16 protein-coding genes are annotated in these 18,185 nt (G+C 60.9%); 7 read left to right on the forward strand and 9 right to left on the reverse strand.

The window, feature by feature from the left end:
* On the forward strand, positions 1 to 298 hold a 298-nt coding region (locus KPG71_RS15800; RefSeq protein ID WP_216339074.1), incomplete at its 5' end, for an IS30 family transposase.
* Positions 299 to 420: 122 nt separating this feature from the next.
* Positions 421 to 2,742 (forward strand): Tex family protein, encoded by a 2,322-nt coding sequence (locus KPG71_RS15805; protein WP_216339076.1) that lies wholly within the window; start codon positions 421 to 423, stop codon positions 2,740 to 2,742.
* A gap of 59 nt (positions 2,743 to 2,801) precedes the next feature.
* Here the strand turns inward: KPG71_RS15805 and KPG71_RS15810 are convergent, their stop codons facing one another.
* The 8 genes from KPG71_RS15810 to KPG71_RS15845 all read right to left on the reverse strand — a co-directional run bounded on the left by KPG71_RS15810 (position 2,802) and on the right by KPG71_RS15845 (position 12,634).
* The gene (locus KPG71_RS15810) at positions 2,802 to 3,089 is read right to left on the reverse strand and encodes a hypothetical protein (protein ID WP_216339078.1); all 288 of its coding nucleotides are present in this window, start codon (positions 3,087 to 3,089) and stop codon (positions 2,802 to 2,804) included.
* A gap of 135 nt (positions 3,090 to 3,224) precedes the next feature.
* The gene (locus KPG71_RS15815) at positions 3,225 to 3,803 is read right to left on the reverse strand and encodes a histidine phosphatase family protein (protein ID WP_216339080.1); all 579 of its coding nucleotides are present in this window, start codon (positions 3,801 to 3,803) and stop codon (positions 3,225 to 3,227) included.
* 20 nt (positions 3,804 to 3,823) lie between these two features.
* Positions 3,824 to 4,876, reverse strand: coding sequence for an ABC transporter ATP-binding protein (locus KPG71_RS15820; RefSeq protein ID WP_216339082.1), 1,053 nt, complete (start codon positions 4,874 to 4,876; stop codon positions 3,824 to 3,826).
* A 17-nt stretch (positions 4,877 to 4,893) separates the two neighbouring features.
* Entirely contained in the window at positions 4,894 to 6,639 is a 1,746-nt protein-coding gene (locus tag KPG71_RS15825; RefSeq protein WP_216339084.1) for an iron ABC transporter permease, read from the reverse strand.
* Between the two features lie 87 nt (positions 6,640 to 6,726).
* Positions 6,727 to 8,055 carry an ABC transporter substrate-binding protein gene (locus KPG71_RS15830; protein ID WP_216339086.1) on the reverse strand — a complete coding sequence of 443 codons (1,329 nt, stop codon included), beginning with the start codon at positions 8,053 to 8,055 and terminating at the stop codon, positions 6,727 to 6,729.
* Between the two features lie 143 nt (positions 8,056 to 8,198).
* On the reverse strand, positions 8,199 to 9,437 hold the full coding sequence (locus KPG71_RS15835) for a sigma-54 dependent transcriptional regulator (protein WP_216339088.1): 1,239 nt from the start codon (positions 9,435 to 9,437) through the stop codon (positions 8,199 to 8,201).
* A gap of 3 nt (positions 9,438 to 9,440) precedes the next feature.
* The gene (locus KPG71_RS15840) at positions 9,441 to 11,396 is read right to left on the reverse strand and encodes an ATP-binding protein (RefSeq protein WP_216339090.1); all 1,956 of its coding nucleotides are present in this window, start codon (positions 11,394 to 11,396) and stop codon (positions 9,441 to 9,443) included.
* Complete coding sequence (locus tag KPG71_RS15845; RefSeq protein ID WP_216339092.1) at positions 11,393 to 12,634, reverse strand: ABC transporter substrate-binding protein; 1,242 nt, start codon at positions 12,632 to 12,634, stop codon at positions 11,393 to 11,395. Before KPG71_RS15845 ends, KPG71_RS15840 begins: the two co-directional genes overlap by 4 nt.
* Before the next feature lie 185 nt (positions 12,635 to 12,819).
* On the opposite strand from KPG71_RS15845, the gene KPG71_RS15850 reads away from it, so the two are divergent.
* Entirely contained in the window at positions 12,820 to 13,239 is a 420-nt protein-coding gene (locus KPG71_RS15850; protein ID WP_216339094.1) for a hypothetical protein, read from the forward strand.
* A gap of 60 nt (positions 13,240 to 13,299) precedes the next feature.
* Here the strand turns inward: KPG71_RS15850 and ampH are convergent, their stop codons facing one another.
* Positions 13,300 to 14,451, reverse strand: a complete 1,152-nt coding sequence (gene ampH, locus KPG71_RS15855; protein ID WP_216339096.1) for a D-alanyl-D-alanine-carboxypeptidase/endopeptidase AmpH — start codon at positions 14,449 to 14,451, stop codon at positions 13,300 to 13,302.
* Positions 14,452 to 14,829: 378 nt separating this feature from the next.
* On the opposite strand from ampH, the gene KPG71_RS15860 reads away from it, so the two are divergent.
* The 4 genes from KPG71_RS15860 to KPG71_RS15875 all read left to right on the forward strand — a co-directional run bounded on the left by KPG71_RS15860 (position 14,830) and on the right by KPG71_RS15875 (position 18,184).
* Positions 14,830 to 15,297 (forward strand): hypothetical protein, encoded by a 468-nt coding sequence (locus tag KPG71_RS15860; RefSeq protein ID WP_216339098.1) that lies wholly within the window; start codon positions 14,830 to 14,832, stop codon positions 15,295 to 15,297.
* Positions 15,298 to 15,386: 89 nt separating this feature from the next.
* Complete coding sequence (gene rnk, locus KPG71_RS15865; protein ID WP_216339100.1) at positions 15,387 to 15,824, forward strand: nucleoside diphosphate kinase regulator; 438 nt, start codon at positions 15,387 to 15,389, stop codon at positions 15,822 to 15,824.
* Positions 15,825 to 15,873: 49 nt separating this feature from the next.
* On the forward strand, positions 15,874 to 16,785 hold the full coding sequence (locus KPG71_RS15870; protein ID WP_216339102.1) for a glutaminase: 912 nt from the start codon (positions 15,874 to 15,876) through the stop codon (positions 16,783 to 16,785).
* 154 nt (positions 16,786 to 16,939) lie between these two features.
* Positions 16,940 to 18,184 (forward strand): CaiB/BaiF CoA-transferase family protein, encoded by a 1,245-nt coding sequence (locus KPG71_RS15875; protein ID WP_216339104.1) that lies wholly within the window; start codon positions 16,940 to 16,942, stop codon positions 18,182 to 18,184.
* The last annotated feature ends 1 nt before the right edge of the window (position 18,185 follow it).

Here is an 18,185-nt window from a genome sequence, read left to right on the forward strand (position 1 = left end):
CGGCAGCGAATTTGTCAGCTGGCCGCACCTTCAGGCCGAGATCGGAACGCAGACCTGGTTTTGTGACCCCTCCTCACCCTGGCAGAAGGGGACCGTCGAAAACACCAATCGACGTGCGCGAAGATGGCTGCCGAGAAAGCGCGACATCACGGCGGTCTCAGATCATGAATTGAAAATGATCTGCGACCGCCTCAACGCGACACCCAGAAAATGCCTCGGTTGGAAGACACCCGCCGAAGTGTTCCGCGAAAAGATGATGGAGGAAATGGGCCAACGTCCCTACCCTCAAAAGGAATAGGAGTCGCAGTTCAGGTATCGCTCACACCGGGCACATTCTAAACCGGGTCGCGACAAATCCCCTTCCCTCTTTCATTCACCCTGAGTATTCCTGCGCGTTCAACGAAGCAGAGGACGCCGGAATTGACACAGACCGCTGATCGTATCGCCCGCAGCATCGCCGCCGATATCAACGCCCGCCCCGATCAGGTGACCGCCGCCGTGGGCCTGTTGGATGGTGGCGCGACGGTGCCTTTTGTCGCCCGTTACCGCAAAGAGGCGACGGGTGGGCTGGACGATACGCAGTTGCGCACGCTGGCGGATCGGCTGACCTATCTGCGCGAGTTGGAGGCCAGGCGCGAGGTGATCCTTGGATCGATCAAAGAACAGGGCAAGCTGACCGATGCGCTGGCCCGCGCCATTGCCGAGGCCGAAACCAAGTCCGCGCTCGAAGACATCTACCTGCCATTCAAGCCCAAGCGGCGCACCAAGGCGATGATCGCCCGCGAGAATGGGCTTGAGCCCCTGTTGCGCGCCATTCTCGACAACCGCAATGCCGCCCCCGAAGAGCTGGCCAGCGGCTACATCACCGAGGCCGTTCCATCGACCAAAGAGGCGCTTGAGGGCGCGCGCGACATCCTGACCGAAGACCTGAGCGAAAACGCCGACCTGTTGGGCCACCTGCGCGACTTCATGCGTGCCGAGGCGATCATCTCGGCCCGTGTCCAGCCGGAGAAGGAACAGGAGGGCGTCAAGTTCTCGGACTATTTCGATCACCGCGAGGCATGGGTCAGCATCCCCTCGCACCGCGCGCTGGCGATCCTTCGTGCGGCTAGGGAACAGATCGTCACCGTCGACATCGCCCCCGATCCCGACACCGGCGCGCCCCGCGCGATCACCATGGTCGAGGCGGCCATCGGCATCCCCGGCAACGCGCCGGGGGATGCGTGGCTGCGCGAGGTGGCGGGCTGGACATGGCGCGTCAAGCTGAGCCTGACGATGTATGTCGATCTGATGGGCGAGTTGCGCAAACGCGCCCATGACGAGGCGATTGCCGTTTTTGGACGTAATCTCAAGGATTTGCTACTGGCCGCCCCCGCCGGGCCGCGCGCCACGCTGGGGCTTGATCCGGGCATTCGCACCGGCGTCAAGGCGGCGGTCGTGGATGCCACCGGCAAGCTGCTTGCAACGGCGACGCTTTATCCCTTCCAGCCCAAGAACGATCTGCGGGGCGCGGAGGCTGCCGTGCTCGAACTGATCCGCCAACATGGGATCGAACTGATCGCCATCGGCAATGGCACCGCCAGCCGCGAGACCGAACGGATGGTCGCCGATGCGCTGAAACGATGGCCACAAGGCACACCGCGCCCGTCCAGCGTGATCGTGTCCGAGGCGGGCGCATCCGTCTATTCCGCCTCCGAACTGGCCGCCGAGGAGTTTCCCGATCTCGACGTGTCATTGCGCGGTGCGGTGTCCATCGCGCGGCGGCTGCAAGACCCACTGGCCGAACTGGTGAAGATCACGCCGCAATCCATCGGTGTCGGCCAGTATCAGCATGACGTGGACCAGCGGCGGCTGGCGCAGACGCTTGAAGCGGTGGTCGAAGATGCGGTGAACGCCGTGGGCGTCGATTTGAACATGGCGTCGGCGCCTCTGCTGGCGCGTGTGGCCGGGCTTGGTCCGTCGCTGGCGCAGGCCATCGTCGCACATCGCGATGCAGAGGGCGTATTCCCGTCCCGCAAGGCGCTGCTCAAGGTGTCCGGGCTGGGGCCGAAAGCCTTTGAACAATGCGCCGGGTTCCTGCGCCTGCGCGACAGTGACGAGCCGCTCGATGCCACCTCGGTCCACCCCGAGGCGTATGATGTCGCGCGCCGCGTCGTGCAGGCCTGCGGGCGCGACATCCGCGCCATCATGGGCGCGCCCGAGGCCCTGAAGGGGCTGCGCGCCGAAGATTTCGTGGATGACAGGTTCGGCCTGCCCACGGTGCGCGATATCCTTGCCGAGCTGGAAAAGCCGGGCCGTGACCCACGCCCCGATTTCGTGACCGCCCGCCTTGCCGACGGGATCGACGACATCAAAGACCTGCGCCCTGGCATGTCGCTGGAAGGCACGGTCACCAATGTCGCCGCGTTTGGGGCGTTCGTGGATATCGGCGTGCATCAGGACGGGCTGGTGCATGTCAGCCAACTGGCCGACCGTTTCGTCAAGGACCCGCATGAGGTGGTCAGGACCGGCGATGTCGTCAAGGTCCGCGTGACCGAGGTGGACGTGGCACGCAAACGCATCGGCCTGAGCATGCGCAAGGACAACGGCGGATCGAAGCCCCCGGCGGACAAGAAACCCCCGCGCAATGCAAATCCGGGCCGTGGCCCGAAGGGGCAGAACCGGCAAAGGAGCGGGCAAGGGTCAAACGGCCAAAGTGCCCTTGGCGCGGCACTGCAGGATGCCATGCGCAACAGGAAATGAGCGCAGGGGCACGGCCCCATTCCGGCGGTCGCACCGTTGTACCTTTTCGGCGCTGATGTTCAGCGCATTTCCCAACCCTCGCCGGTCCAACGGAACTCCATATCGCCCGGTATTTCAAACTGCCGGGCGACCGACGAAAGCTGAGCATTGAAAGCATGCGGCATCATGTTGGTCGCGTCGTTTTTTGCGTCAAGCTTGCATACACGCTCGAACTCGCCGGTCTCCTGACATGGGCCAAAACTGTAGAGGACATACCGCATGCGCAGAGGGCCGTTGTAGATGAAGGTCTCATCCGAATGGTAGATCGAGGGAGGTAGCTTGCGCTGTCCGAAGATGGCCGGGATCAATATGTCCGAGTCCTGTTTCAGTCGGCGGTGAAGGGCCTTTCGCGCTGATGGACCTGTCCAGTTCCCTGAAGTTTGCCCGCATCAACGCTGCATTGGCTTTTTCAGCCACCCACCGTCCACATCCGGGGGCATGGGTCACTCGTAATGACGTTCCTGCCCGCCGCTGATATGGATCACGGTCCCTTGCCGGGAGGTCAGTTCGGATAGCCTGTCATCTGGCAGGCCCGTCAGCAGGCCGCGCATGACGATCAGCGCCACCTTGTGCGACACGATCACGGCCGGGCCGGTCAGGTCGGCCAGAAACGCAGCGATCCGCGCCTGAACCGCCGACAGCCCCTCGTTGCCCGGTGCATTGAAATATAGGTCGAGATCCGTTTCGCAGCGCGCCACGACTTCGGGATCACGAGCGGCGCGTTCGGCAGGGGTCAGCCCTTCCCACGCGCCGCATCCGATTTCGATCAGGCGGTCGTCGATGGTGCAATCCCGCCCCTCGAGCGCAAGTGCAGCGGTTTCACGGGTTCTGGTCAGGGGACTGCAAAACAGGCCGATATCGTCCAGCCCGATCTCCAGCCGTTTGAGGATACCGGCCTGTGTTTTTGCCTGCTCGCGGCCCAGATCGGTCAGGTCGGAATTCATCTGACCCTGAATGCGACCCGCCTTGTTCCAGACGGTTTCGCCATGCCGTAAGAGATAGACGTCGGGACTTGGGTTCATTTTGACTGCCTGTATTTGTTTCAGAGAATTACCGCGCTCGAGGTATTGGCGACCAGATGCACCTGCGCCCCCGGATCGAACCAGTCGCGCCCGGCGCTGTGGCTTTGATCGACGACAATCTCGGTGCCCGCGACCTTGACCAGATACCGGATCTGACTGCCGAGAAATTCGCGGTGCAGCACCTCGCCTTTCAGGGCGTCCGGTTCCGGGGCCTGTGTCATCGAGATGTTCTGCGGGCGCAAGACCACGTTGCTGCCGTCCAGATTGCCCGAGGCCGGGATCGTGAGCACCTCGCCGGTTTTCGTGTGGAACCGCGCGGCGTCGCCATCGATCTCGACCCGGCCCTCAAAGATATTGGCGGTGCCCAGAAAGTTCGCGACGAACAGATTGGCGGGCCGGTCGTACAGTTCCTGCGGGGTGCCGACCTGCTGAATCACACCGCCATCCAGAACCGCCATCCTGTCGGATGTGGTGTTCGCCTCTTCCTGATCGTGGGTCACGAAAATGGTCGTCAGGCCCAGCTTGCGCTGAAGGTGCAGCAGTTCGCGCCGCATCTGCACCCGCAACGACGCATCGAGATTGGACAGCGGTTCGTCCAGCAACAAAACCTCGGGCTCGACGACGACCGTGCGCGCCAGGGCGATGCGCTGTTGCTGTCCGCCCGATAGCTGGTTGGGCATCCGGTCGGCCAGATGCGCCAGACCCACCAGATCCAGCGCCGCATCCACGCGCCCCCTGATCTGGCTTGCGGGCACCCGGCGTTCCCTGAGACCGAACCCGACATTGTCGCGCACGCTCATATGCGGCCAGAGGGCGTAAGACTGAAACACCATGCCGACATTGCGCTTCCACGGGTCAAGCCCAACGACATCGCGATCCCCGATCAGGATACGCCCCTGTGGCGTCGGGCCGAACCCGGCAATCGCGCGCAGCAATGTGGATTTGCCCGATCCGGACGGACCGAGAAAGGCGAAAAACTCTCCGGGGCGAATATCGAGGTTCACGCCGCGCAAGACCTGTGTCTCGCCGAATGACAGGTGCAGGTCTTCGATCTTGATGCCGGTCTGGTCCATTCTTCCGTCTCCGCCTTTCAGTGCATATCGGCCGAAGCCTTGGCCTTTTTGTCGCGTTCGATAATGATCTGGGAGGCCAGCGTGCCAGCCGCCACCAGCAGCACCGCCACCACGCCAAGCGCGGCCCCTGCCCCGCGTCCCGATGGGGTCTGCATGAACAGGTAGATGCCATAGGCCAGCGGCGCATCCTGATTGGAACTGACCAGCATGATGGTGGCCGACAATTCGACAGCCGCGGTGGCGAAACTGGTCACGAACCCCGCCAGCAGTCCACCCTTCATCAGCGGCACGACGATCTTGTAGATGGTGCGCTTTTTCGTGGCCCCCAGGCTTTCGGCGGCTTCTTCCAGCGCAAGGCTGACCTGTTGCAGTGCCGCCATGCAGGCGCGCAGGGCATAGGGCAAGCGACGGATCATCAATGCAAGGGCGATGACCACCCACCAGCTCGCCAGCGGCTCGCCCACGAAAGGCACATCGACGCTGTGGAAGGTCCGCAGATACCCGATCCCCAGCACCACGCCGGGCACGGCCAGTGCCGCCGTCGCCAGGTAATCCAGCCCCTTGCGGCCAAAGATATTGGTGCGCAGCACGATATAGGCAATCGCCGTTCCAAGGATTACGTCTGCGGTGGCGGCGATCCCGGCATAGAGCAGGGTATTGAAGATGAAGGTTTTCGAGCCTTCCCACATCGTCACGTAGTTCTGCAGGGTGTAGCCGTCAGGCAGCGGCGCGAAAGACCATATCGTACCGAAGGACAAGAGCGTCAGGCCGATATGCGGTGTCAGGACCAGCAGCAGGATGAAGATCACGACGCCATAGGCCAGCATCTTTTCCGCCGGTTTCAGGTTGCGCTTGGCCATGCCGCCACCGCCCTTCTGGACGGTGGCGTAATCCTTGCCGCGCATGAACAGGAACGACGCCCAAAGTGACAGAACCGAGAAGACCACCAGAATGACGGAAATCACGTATCCCATGGGATCGCTGATCCCGATGGACGAAATCCGCAGATAGGCCTGCGGGGCCAGCATGTTGTTGACGTTCAGAAGCAGGGGCGTTCCCAGATCGTCGAACACCTTGATGAAAACCAGCGCCGCCCCGGCGATATAGCCAGGCATCGCCAGCGGAAAGACGATCCGCCGGAACAGCCGCATCCCGTGCGAACCGAGGTTCTGCGCGGCCTCTTCCATCGAGCGGTCGATATTACGCAGCGATGCCGACAGGTTGATCAGGATGAACGGGAAATAATGGATCGACTGCACGAGGATCACGCCGTTCAGGCCCTCCATGAACGGAATGTCGAACCCGAGGTAATCGCGCAGAAGCAGGTTTACCGTGCCGTTGCGCCCGAAGATCAACTGCATCGCGACCGCGCCGACAAAGGGCGGCATGATCAGCGGAATGAACCCCAGGCTCTGGATCAAAACGGAACCGGCAAAATGAAACCGTGTGGTGATGTAGGCCAGCGGCAGGGCAATCGCGGTGGCCACCACCACCGACATGGCCGACACATAGAACGAATTCCAGAAACTTTCACGGAACAGGGACGTGCGGAAAAAATCCAGAAAGTTCTGCAAGGTCGCCGCGCCGGTTGCCGGATCCTGAAAGGCGACGATCATCACCTGCGCGACCGGCACCAGAAGCAACCCGATCAGCAGCAGCGCGATAAACAGCGCCACCATATGCAGGCCCGACAGGTTCGGCACTAGCCATTTGGGCAAACGATCGGCAATTCCGGCGGTCGCGCCGGGTGTAGACCTGTTCATGCTTGGCATTTTTCCCACCTTCCCCGAAACCCCTCGCCGTGCTGAACGGCGAGGGTGAGACCGGCCCGAACCGGGCCGGCAGAGCGATTACATGGCTGCCGCCTGGTCGGCCAGTTCACGGGCGCGGCGGTAGTTTTCGACCACCATCGCGTCCCATTCCTGTTCGACCTCGGCCTGACGGCCCTCGACCGTGTCGGTCGCCTTGCGGCGCTTCTTGGTGAAGATCGCGGCAAAATCGGGATCGAGGCTGGTGGCTTCGTCAATCGGGTTGGCCTCGATCAGGCTGCGGGCTTCGGCGATCAGGGCCTTGGCCTCGGCATTGTCGCCGTCCGCGTGTTTCATCTCGGCCTGCTGAATCGCGTTCACGGCGCTGCGCAGGTCATCGAGACGATAGGTGATCATCACGTCGAACATCGAGTTGACCAGATTGTAGCGTGCGCCGGATTTCTCGACGTCGAATTTCACGCTGGCGCCGATGGTCGAATCCTCGAACGGGTTGGGGAACCCTTCGGGCGCGTTGGCATAGGTCGCCGGGTTGATCGGCAGCCGCATGATCGCGGGATCCAGAAGCACGGATTGCCCTTCGGGGGTCAGCAGGAACTCGACAAAGGCGATGGCCCCTTGTTGATTGGGCGCATTCTTCACCACGGCGATATTGGCCGGAACCAGGGCGGTGATCGTCGGATAGGCGAAATCGACGGGGAAGCCCGACGCCTTTGACGAGAACCCGAAGAAATCAATCACGATCCCCAAACCGAAACTGCCGGTGTTCACCCCGTCGGGCACCCCGAAGCTGCGTTCGGTCACTGTCGAGAAATTCCCGGCGATCCATTTCCATTTGGCCCAGCCGTCATCCCAACCATCGCCCTGCAAGACGGTTTCGACGGTCAGGTGCGTCGTGCCAGACCGCGATGGCGCGGACATGCCGACATGGCCGTGATACTTGGGATCGGCCAGTTGCTCCCACTCACGGGCGGGCTCCAGGTCGTGCGCCTTGAGATAGCGTTCGTTCCACATGATGCCATATCCCGCACCCGCGAAGCCGAAGTAATACCCATCGGGATCGTTCAGCGGATAGGCCCCGATCTTGTCGGGAATGCCTTCGGATGCGATCTGCACCTGATCCAGCATACCGTCGCTTTTCAGAACCTCGAACGCATCCGGCGCCGACGCCCAGAAGATATCGGCGGTGTTATCGCTTGCGATTTCCTGAATGTATTTCACCCCGGCCGAGGTTTTCTTGTTCAGAACCTCAAGGTCGTATTCGGGATGTGCCGCCTCGAAGGCCGCTTCGATCGGGCCTGTCATCGAGTCGGGGAACGAAGTGATGACCGTGATCGACCCTTCGGCCACAGCCGAGCCACCCGCCAGTGCAGTCGCGGCCAGTGACGAGAAGAACAAATGCTTCAATTTCATGGAACCCTCCCAGATATCCTTGCGCTCCTCCAGCGCCCGGAAACTGTGTTGGCAAGCGGACAAGCGATCAAATTTCTTGCAAGAATCGGGATTTGAGGGTGGTTTTAGGTCGATTTTGACCCGCCTCTTGGGTCAAAACTGACCTATTCGGACAGGCCTACCGCCTTGAGCCGCAGATAAAGCCGCTTGCGCGGGATCGACAGCATTGCAGCCGCATCGCCCTTGTGCCCGCCCGCTTCCACCAGTGTGCGCTCCAGCAGGCTGCGCTCGAAATCGCGCATGGCGTCGTCATAGGACATTGTCAGCCCCGCATCGCGGGCCGTGGCCTTGAGGTCGACCGAAAGACCGATCACCAAACGGTCGGCCACATTGCGCAGTTCACGGACATTGCCGGGCCAGTCATGCGCCCGGAAGCGCTCGATCAGCGCCGTATCGACATGCGGCAGGCTTTTCCCCAATCGCGCCGCCCCGGTGCGAAGGAAATTCTCGAGCAGGATGAAAATATCCCTGTCGCGGCTGCGAAGCGGCGGCAGGCAGATCGTCGCGACATTTATCAGATAGTAAAGTTCCCTGGTCAGGACACTGCTTGCCATATGCGCATCGGGATCGCCGATCATCGACACGATCACACGCGGGCGTTGGCCTTGGCGCAGAAACTCCGCCAGATGGCTTTGCAGAAAGGCATCCATCTGATGCAGAGACCGCATGAACAGCGTGTCTTGCGGATCGGTCTGGCGCTCCAGTTCGGCCCGCAGGCTGTCTATGGTGGCAGTCGCGCAGTTGATGGTGTGAAACTCGCCCGTCAGTTCGGAAAACTCGTGGATCGTGCGCGCGCCAAGTTCCTTGCCGGTGCCCGCCTCGCCGTGAAGCGTGACTGTCACGGGCAACGGCGTCACGTTCAGCAACTCATTGCGGCAGGCCTTCATGGCCTTCGACGTGCCAATCAGACGCGAGCGCATATCGCTGTAGCGCGCCACCCGGCGGCGCAGGCGATTGTTTTCCACGGCGAGCTTGCGAACCTTCAACCCCCGGCGCAGCAGGCTGAGCAGGTAATCGGGCTGCACCGGCTTTTCCAGAAAATCATACGCCCCCGCCTTGGTGGCGGCGATGGCCGTGCGCAGATCGCCATGACCCGTCAACATGACGAACGGAACCCCCGGCGCAGATTTGCGGGCCGCCTCGAGAACCGCGAGCCCGTCCATGTTCTGCATTCTGAAATCGCACAGAATGATGCCGTTCCATTCCGGGTCGAGCTGCGCCAGCATCGCATCGCCCTGTTCGAACGCGGCGGTCGGAAAGCCTTCGGCCTCCAGAAACTCGCATGTGGCTTCGCGGAAATCCTTGTCGTCGTCCACAAGATAAATCAGCTTTTCATCCGTCATGGCTCATGTCCCTTTCGGCAAGATGACCGTGGCGCGCGTGCCGCCCTGTGCCCGGTGCGCCAGGCGCAGGCCGCCGCCCATTCCGGTGATGATGTTATAGGAAATGGACAGCCCCAGACCCAGACCTTCGCCGGGGGGTTTGGTTGTCACGAACGGATCGAAGGCGCGTTCGGGCTCCAGATCGCCCAGACCCACTCCGGTATCCAGCACCGAGAAGGCCACATTGCCCGGCGCTGCGGGCTCGGCCCGAAAGACGATACAGGCGGGGCCTGACGTGGCCGCAATCGCGTCAATCGCATTCGAGACCAGATTGACCACAACCTGTTCGATCAGAATGAAATCGCCGGTGGCGGTCATGTCGTTCAGGGTATCGTCGATTTCGACCGTGATCCCGTGATCGTCCAGCCGTGAGCGCAGCAATTCGCAGGCCGCGTCGATCACCTGCGAGAGACGGATCGTGTCGCGCCTGTATTCCGAGGCACGCGCAAAACGCCGCAAATGGCTGATGATGCGCTCCATCCGGGCAACCAGATCGTCGATCTTTGCCGTCTGGTCCTGTGCCGTCGCCACATCCGCGCGCTCAAGTGCCTTCCCCGTCATGTGCAAACGCTGCCGAATTGCCCCAAGCGGCTGATTCAACTCATGCGACAACCCCGCCGACAGGTTGCCAAGCGCGGCCATCTTGCCCGTCTGAACAAGCTCGGACTGGGTTTGCTGAAGCTGTTCGATCGCACGGTCCCGCTCTTGCACAGAATCGCGAAAGGCCGCGACCGCACCGGCTAGCTGCGAGATTTCATCGTTGCGCGCCGGAAGATCCACAAGGCGGGGCTGCCGCCCTTCGGCGATTGCGCGCATCGCGGCGGTAAGGTGATCCAGCGGGCGAATGATAGCGGGACGGATATACGCGAAAAGGATGATCAGCGCGGCCAATGCCGCGAATATCGTCATCCCCACCAAAAGACGAACCGTGCGCGAAGCGCTGGTTTCGAACGCCTCGCTCGTACTGAGGATTTCGGCGCGGCGATCCGCAGACAGATCCTGAACAAGCGATTGAAGCGCGGACAGGCCCGAAAGGCTGGCCTCAAGCTGCTGACTGAGAATTCTGCGCTCCTCCAGCCAGTTGCGGCGGACCGAAACGATACTGCCCTGGCCGACGGTGATCTGGTTCAAGGCCTCGATCGACTGCCGCAAGGTGACATACTCCGCCTTGAGCGGCAGCCCCTGAAGCTGTCCGTTGAGGCGGCTCAGCGCATCCGACAAAAGACCGGCGAATTGTTCGAGTTGTTCGTTCTGCATGCTCGCCGAACCTTCCACCGCCAGAGTGCTTGCGATCGAAGCTTCGGTGCCGATATCCACGAACGTGCGGTAAAGCGCCTGTTCGGCCATCAGGACCTCGGCCTGCCTGCGGCGTTCCGCAGGGTCGTTTTCCTGCGTCAGACCACGGATCAATGCCGCGATGTTGAAAGAAAAGTCTGCGACCAGCGGTGTGGTTTCGTCCTGAATATCCACGTTGATCCAGCGCAGCCTATCGACCTGCCCGCGCAAGGTAGTCTCGAACCGGCGGGCGCGATCCAGTGACCGGATCACCCCGGCCAGTTGCCTTTGCAGGTCCAGCGATTGCGCCTGCATCTCGGGTGTGCTGAAGGAGTAGCGCAGCATCTGGTTCAACTGATCCACCGAGACCCGCAGATCGTTTTCGAACGTATTGGGCGTATCGGCGTTTGAATAGAGGATCCGATTGCTCAGCACCGCCAGGTCCGAAGCCTGCGCGGCCAGATCGGTGGTTTGCATCAATCGGGGCGTATGTTCGGTGCTGAAGGTGTGAACCAGAGCCTGGGCATTGCCCAGCCAATACAGTGCGATCCCGATCACCGCCCATGTCAACAGAACCGCCGTGACGATCATCAGGAAAAGCCGTGTCCAGATCTTCGGCAGCAGCCGGTCGAACAGGCGCTTCATGGAAGATACCTTTGCTGGAGGTCCAAAAGCGCACGTTCCGCATCCTCAAGCTGCGCAATGACCCGCGCCCGCCAATCCTCTGCCAGCGAGCGCATATGCGGGTCCATCCGGATCAGCGAGGTGTTGCGCAACCCCGCATCGGCCCCTGTCGCCAGCGTGGCCTCGTCTTCGGTGGCGACGACGGTGGTCAGCAGTTCGTGAACCCGATCAAGGGACGCCGTCGGTGCATATGGTTTCAGGTCATGGTGCATACGCCAGAGCGTACGGCGGCGATCCAGTTGTTCGGTGATCATCAGGTCGAAAAGAGTATTCACCGCCCAGTAGCGATCCGCCGAAGTTTCGGCATCGTATTCGAACCATGTCAGTTTCAACGCATCCACGATTTCCGTGGGCAGCCTGTCTTTCACATCGGCGCGGATATCCGGGTTATAGGGCACGCGCGAAATTCCGGGTGAAAGCAGGGTCAGTTGCCCTTCCCGCGACAGTACGGCGCTCAAAAAGGCACAGGCCGCATCCGGATCGCGGCCATTGCGCAAAATCCCGATCTGCGCAGGCGCGACCACTAGGGGCCGCCCATACTGAAACCTCAGAAAGGCGCTGTTGGCCTGCGACAGAAAGTCGATCGTCAGACCGATATCGAACCTGTCGTTCACAAGCCCGTCGGGCACCCCGAAACTGCGCGCCGTGAGTGTGGACAGGTTGGCCGACATGCCCAGAATGAAGGCCCAGCCGTCTTGCCAGCCCCTGACCTGCAAGAGCTGCTCGATCAGCATATGGGTCGATCCCGACCGCGCCGGGCGCGCCATCGCCAGACGATTGCGGTATAACGGGCGCGTCAGGTCATTCCATTCGGCCGGCATGAACAGGTCCGAATCCGTACGCCGCGCCCATCCGACCGAGGACAGCGCGAATGCGGCCACCGGCGGCGGCCCGTCCGGCCCGCACACATCGTCATCGGCAAAGGCATCGCTGCGCGACAGTATTTCAAACGCCTCTGGCGAAGACGCCCAGAACACATCGAAGCCGCGTTCGTTGCCGCGCAATATCTCGTCGATCCCGGCAATGGTGTTCTTGTTGAGCACCTGCGCGACGCCATTCTCTGTCCGGGATGTGAAAAGATCGACATAGGGCTCCGACACGCTGGGCGGCAGGGATGTCAGAACCCGCAAATCGGCCGCGCTGACCGTGCCGGACAGGCAGGCCCACAGGCTTATCAATATGACCGCCGGATACCGCATGGGTGCAGGATACCGGGCCAGCGCATTTTGAAAAGCACTGACATTCTCACCCGTCCTCATAGGTGAAACACCTCGCTTTGCGCCGGAGGGCAGACGGGCTATCATCCCGATGAGCCTGTATGCGTCAAAGGGCTGGCATTTGTGGGTCGGGCAATTTGCGACCGCACAAGACAAGGAGACGTATCTTGAAACCCATTTATCCGATGACAATTCTTGCCTGTCTGGCCGCACCCGTTCACGCCGAAACCTGGAACTGTACGGTCCCGTATGACGAAGTGAATGGCGGGGGAACCGTCACCATCGAAGACGGCCGCCTGATCTTTGTGTCCAATTGGCCGCACCGGGACCCCGAAACCGTTCAATGTGTCAGGAGCCGCGTGAAAAGCGAATGCATGAGCGCGAGTCTTGCGGTGATCGACAATGGCGGGGCTTCTGTTTTCGTGAAACTCTATTCGGTCTCATGGGCGGAGGACGGCACTCCGGCGGCGGTCGCCGTCAGGGAGCCGTCGGCCATCTTTGCGGCACAAGAGGACGGATATGAAACGCAAAGGGTGTTTCCCGCATTGGGGTATACGTTTCCGTTGACGGATTGTGCATCGAACTGACTGCCCGGTGAATTGCCGGATCAACCACCAGATATGCCAAATCCGGGTTACTTAGCATTTTCAGTACCCGCTCAGGTCCGCCAGCAATCCATTGGCAAGATCGGTCATCGCATAGGCGGCGGCGAAATCGAACTGGTTGATCGACACGAAAACCGCTGTGCCGTGTTCCGGCGCGAAGGCGATATACGACATCTGCCCTTGCAGAGCGCCAGCCTTTTGCAGGATGAACGGATGTTCGGCGGTGGCGTTCATCGCAACCCAGCCCAGGCCCATCGCATCCATCCGCCCGGATTCGTCCATCGACAGGACGGTTTCCATCCCGTCCCGCTGCACATAGACCGCATGATCGAGAAAACGTACTTCGGCACCTTCGGGAGCGCTGTCCAAATGCCACTGCATCCATTTCAGCAGATCATTGGCCGTACTGCGCAGCCCGCCCGATCCGGTGATGACCTTTCCGGTGGGCACATCGGGAAGCGGCTCACCAGTCGGCGCATGGCCCGACATCAGGCGGCCTTTCATCGCAGGGGTCACGTCGAACTCGGTATCATCCATTCCAACCTGTCCGGTGATCCTTTCGGCCAACAGATCGGCATAGGATGCCCCACCAGCATTCGACAGCGCTGCCGACAATAGATCGAAGCCGACATTGGAATAGGCGATGCTGGTGCCGGCCGCGAACTGCAACGGGTTGTCTTCCAGCCAATCGGCAAAGGCATCATAGGTGATCGTGGCAAAGGGATCCTCGGGCGGGCTGTCCTTGCGGGGCACTTCGCGGGGCAATCCCCCGGCATGGGTCACCAGGTCGATCAAACGGATGGGCGGATGCCCACCCGCCGCCTGCCCCAGCCGACCGGGCAGGAGCGGCGCGACGGGATCGGTAAACCCGACCTCACCCCGCGTCACGGCATGGGCCAGCATTTCCCCGGCGAACACCTTGGTGATCGAGCCAAGGCGCAGAACGGTGTCACCATCCGGCGCGATGCCGTTGCCGCGTTCGGTTTCCCCAAAGCCCGCAACAGCAACCTCTCCGCCGCGCACCGCCCCAAGGATCAGCCCCGGCACATCGGTTTGCAAATGCAGGATGGCGCCGTTGAAGGATACCGCCTCGTCCAGGAGCGCATCGGCCCGCGCCGGGGCCGCGAATGCCAGACATACAAGGCATCCCGCCACCATCTGTCTTGTCCGGTTGGTGAAACTTCCAAAATTCATTCCGCTATCCTTGCAAAACATGCCACCGACTTCCCGAGTTTATCGGGCGATGGTGACCAATAATTCCTGTAGATTGTCAATCCACCCATCACAAATCGGCCCGCCATCTGGAGCCTAGAACAATCGCGCCAAGTATCTGCAAATCAAGAAATTATTCAAACAGTCAAATTCGATCAATTTGACGAACAAGCCCGGATCGTTGACTGGCAAAGTTTCGGTGCTAGGCTTTCCCCCATGGTTTCGCATGAGAATCATTTTCGGTTTCTTCTTCTGAACCGCCCGTTGCCCCGGGCGGTCCGCGCGCTTTAGCGTACGGCGACCACTCGGGGATTTCTCAAGTTACTGACTGAGAATGTGGGGGACACCCCGGGGGAAACCATGACTGTATCAAAAGAATTCACATACCACGCAACCGACACCAACGCGTCGCAGTTTCTCGGACATTGCCGAAGCTCCGAATATTCGCTTACCGTTGCCGACCGCATCGGGATCGAGCGCTTTCTGCGTTTCGCGGCGAACAGTCACGTGGTGTACTCGCCGATCCTGATCGGACTACTGCAGCATAAGCTGCGCAATTCCCGCCCGGCACCTGACCCGGCGCCTGCCTCTCTGGCCACCAGCGGGCGGGAAGTCACCCACATGATCAGCGGAGCCGGAGCCGTCAAAGGTGTGCTGAGCTTCGGGCTGGTCTGTCGCGCCGGAGAGCTGCCGGTTCATACTCTTCTGGGCGCGACATTGCTTGGCATGAAGCCCCTTCAGAAAAGCGCCCTTCTGAACGAGGACGGTGACATCGGGACAGTGGTTGTTCTGAATGTCACAACGCCGCACGCGCCCGAGCATACATAGATCCGGCGAACAGCCGGTTCATACACCCGATACCCTTTACCCAATACGGCGTCCGCAAAATGCGGCGCTGTCCTGATGGAGAACCCTTCATGACCCCAGTTGTCGCACCCCGGAAAGTCACCAAACGGCGGCCACGCGTCGTCCTGTCCGAAAGTGGGCTTGAACATCTCGAAGCGCTTGTCGAAGCCGCCTATAGCCGCAATCCGGATCTCGCCGATCTGTTGGTTGACGAACTAGGACGCGCGCGCGTCGTCCCTGAGAGGAAACTTCCGTCGAACGTGATCGCGTTGGGAAGAACCGTCATCTACCGCGACGAAAGCACAGGACAGGAAAAAACGGTCGTTCCCGTGCTGCCCGAAGAGGCCGATATCGGGCGGGGTATGATCTCGGTCATGACACCGATCGGAATAGCGTTGATCGGCTTGTCGGAAGGGGCCTCTTTTCACTGGGAGACGCGCGACGGTGAACGCAGGCTTCTGACCGTCCTGAGAGTCATATTGCCCGGAACCGAAGGCGCTTTAGAATGACGAAAGGAAACCCGGATATCCGGCGGCTTATGCGTGATGGATAAGACAATTGGTCGAACTCGATGAAATCCTGGCCTCGATCCACGATCGTATCGTGGACGAGGCCGATTGGGGAATACCGGCGCAGTACATTCCCGAACTCGCCGCTATCCCGGCGGATCAGTTCGCAATCAGCGTTTGCCTGGCGGATGGCTCCACCCATTCCGCCGGTTCGGCCAATATCCCCTTTTCGATCCAGAGTATTTCAAAGGTGTTCGCATTGATCGCAACGCTTGGACGGATCGGCGAACAGCTCTGGACACGTGTGGGGCGGGAACCGACGGGAACGGCTTTCGACTCCATCGGCATTCTCGAATCCGACGCCGGGCGACCGCGCAATCCGTTCATCAACGCTGGCGCAATCGTAACCACGGACGCCCTTCTTTCCGGTCGTCAACCACGAGAGGCGCTGGCGGAAACGCTGGGGTTGATACGCGCCATGGCCGAGTCGGATGACATTTACATCAATGACCGCGTCGCCCGGTCCGAAGAACGAACCGGCGCAAGAAACAAGGCCCTCGCCCATTACCTGTCATCTCACGGAAATCTGGAGCACGAACCTGCAAAGCTTCTGGGAACGTATTTTCATCAATGCGCAATCGAGATGACGACCGAACAGCTTGCGAAAGCCGGGCGCGCGTTGGCACGGTTGCCCGACGCGCCGAGAACAGTTTCCAAGGAACACGCAAAACGGGTGAATGCCCTGATGATGAGTTGCGGTCATTACGACGCCTCCGGCGAATTCGCTTACCGGGTGGGACTGCCCGGCAAAAGCGGTGTCGGAGGCGGGATTCTGATCGTCGCCCCGCACAAGGCATCCATCGGGATCTGGTCGCCCGGATTGGACGGTTACGGCAATTCCAAAGCCGGTACGCGTGCCGCGGTGATGCTGAGCCGCGCGACGGAATGGTCGGTTTTCTGATCGCGTTCTGAGATGCGGAACGGCCCGGCACCCGTTGGGCCAGACGAGGGGTGCGACATCTTTCTCGGATCGAAACAGCAATTCGAAAGTGTATTTGCAAGCGTCTGGCACGGCTTTTGCGTGGCAAATATCGCCAAGGTACAGGAGAGTTGTTTTGACCAAAGTCCAGAAAACCAACCGCAGCGCCTTGCCGGTTGACGACCTACCGCGTGTCACTTCGGGAACCGGTTTCGGTTTCCTGTCTGGCGTGCGTGTCGTCGATCTGACAACATCTGTCGCCGGTCCCTACGCAACCATGTTGCTGGCCGAATTCGGTGCCGAAGTCATCAAGGTGGAACGTTCTTCGGGGGATGATGCCCGCCATTGGGGGCCGCCGTTCCTGGACGGTCAGGCACTTTGGTTCACGGCGGTCAACCGTAACAAGAAAAGTGTCGTTCTGGACCTGAAATCAGATGACGGGCGGAACGACCTGGAAAAACTGGTGGCCAGTGCCGATGTCTTTGTCACGAACCAGCCGCTCGACGTTCAGCGCAAGCTTGGGCTCGACTATGAATCGGTCAAGGCGATGCGCGATGACATCGTCTTTGTGTCGATCACCGGTTTCGGTCTCAACGGCGCGCGGTCGGGCATGACCTGTTACGACCTCATCGCCGAAGGGTATTCCGGCATCATGGACATCACCGGCACGGCTGATGCTCCACCACAAAAGATCGGGGCCCCGGCGGCGGATATGCTGGCCGGTCAGGATGCCGCCATGGCGACGCTGGCAGTCCTTTGCGACCGGATGCGCACCGGCAAGGGGCGGTTGATCGACATCAGCCTCGTCGAAAGCATGACGCGATTCCTGAGTTGCCGTATTTCGTCCTACCTTGGCTCTGGCGAAATTCCCGAACGGTCGGGCGGCACCGATAGCGTCATCGCGATCTATCAGGCGTTCGAAACAGCCGACCTGCCAATCACGCTGGGACTGGGGTCTGACGCCATCTGGCGCCGCTTCTGGGAAACCGTCGGCGATGTGGAATTCGGGCAGCGCGAAGAATTCGCTTCCAACGCTGCACGCCGGGACCACCGGGCCGAAATCGTCGCCCATATCCAAAGCTTCCTGAAAGCCGCGCGGCGCGAAACCTGGCTTGAGCGGTTTGCCCGCGCGCGCATCCCCGCCGGCCCCATCAACCGCGTTGATGAAGTTGCAAATGACGCGGATTTACAGGAACGCGGCATGTTCTATGCGCTTGAGGGCGAAAACGGTGCGGTTCAGCCGCAGATCGGACTGGGCATTCAGGTCGACGGTGCCTACAGCGTCGCGCGGTCGCTTCCGCCCCGCCTTGGCGAGCATACCGATGCCATCATGCGTGAATTGCACGGGCAGGAAAAACCAGCCGTAACAGAGATCGATTGAT

This window comes from Roseovarius sp. PS-C2 (assembly GCF_018862045.1).
Lineage (GTDB): Bacteria > Pseudomonadota > Alphaproteobacteria > Rhodobacterales > Rhodobacteraceae > Roseovarius.

Coding starts and splice junctions, on each gene's coding strand:
- KPG71_RS15815 (WP_216339080.1), bottom strand. CDS start 3,803: ATGAACCCAAGTCCCGACGTCTATCTCTTACGGCATGGCGAAACCGTC.
- KPG71_RS15820 (WP_216339082.1), bottom strand. CDS start 4,876: ATGGACCAGACCGGCATCAAGATCGAAGACCTGCACCTGTCATTCGGC.
- KPG71_RS15825 (WP_216339084.1), bottom strand. CDS start 6,639: ATGAACAGGTCTACACCCGGCGCGACCGCCGGAATTGCCGATCGTTTG.
- KPG71_RS15830 (WP_216339086.1), bottom strand. CDS start 8,055: ATGAAATTGAAGCATTTGTTCTTCTCGTCACTGGCCGCGACTGCACTG.
- KPG71_RS15835 (WP_216339088.1), bottom strand. CDS start 9,437: ATGACGGATGAAAAGCTGATTTATCTTGTGGACGACGACAAGGATTTC.
- KPG71_RS15840 (WP_216339090.1), bottom strand. CDS start 11,396: ATGAAGCGCCTGTTCGACCGGCTGCTGCCGAAGATCTGGACACGGCTT.
- KPG71_RS15845 (WP_216339092.1), bottom strand. CDS start 12,634: ATGCGGTATCCGGCGGTCATATTGATAAGCCTGTGGGCCTGCCTGTCC.
- ampH (WP_216339096.1), bottom strand. CDS start 14,451: ATGAATTTTGGAAGTTTCACCAACCGGACAAGACAGATGGTGGCGGGA.
- KPG71_RS15860 (WP_216339098.1), top strand. CDS start 14,830: ATGACTGTATCAAAAGAATTCACATACCACGCAACCGACACCAACGCG.
- rnk (WP_216339100.1), top strand. CDS start 15,387: ATGACCCCAGTTGTCGCACCCCGGAAAGTCACCAAACGGCGGCCACGC.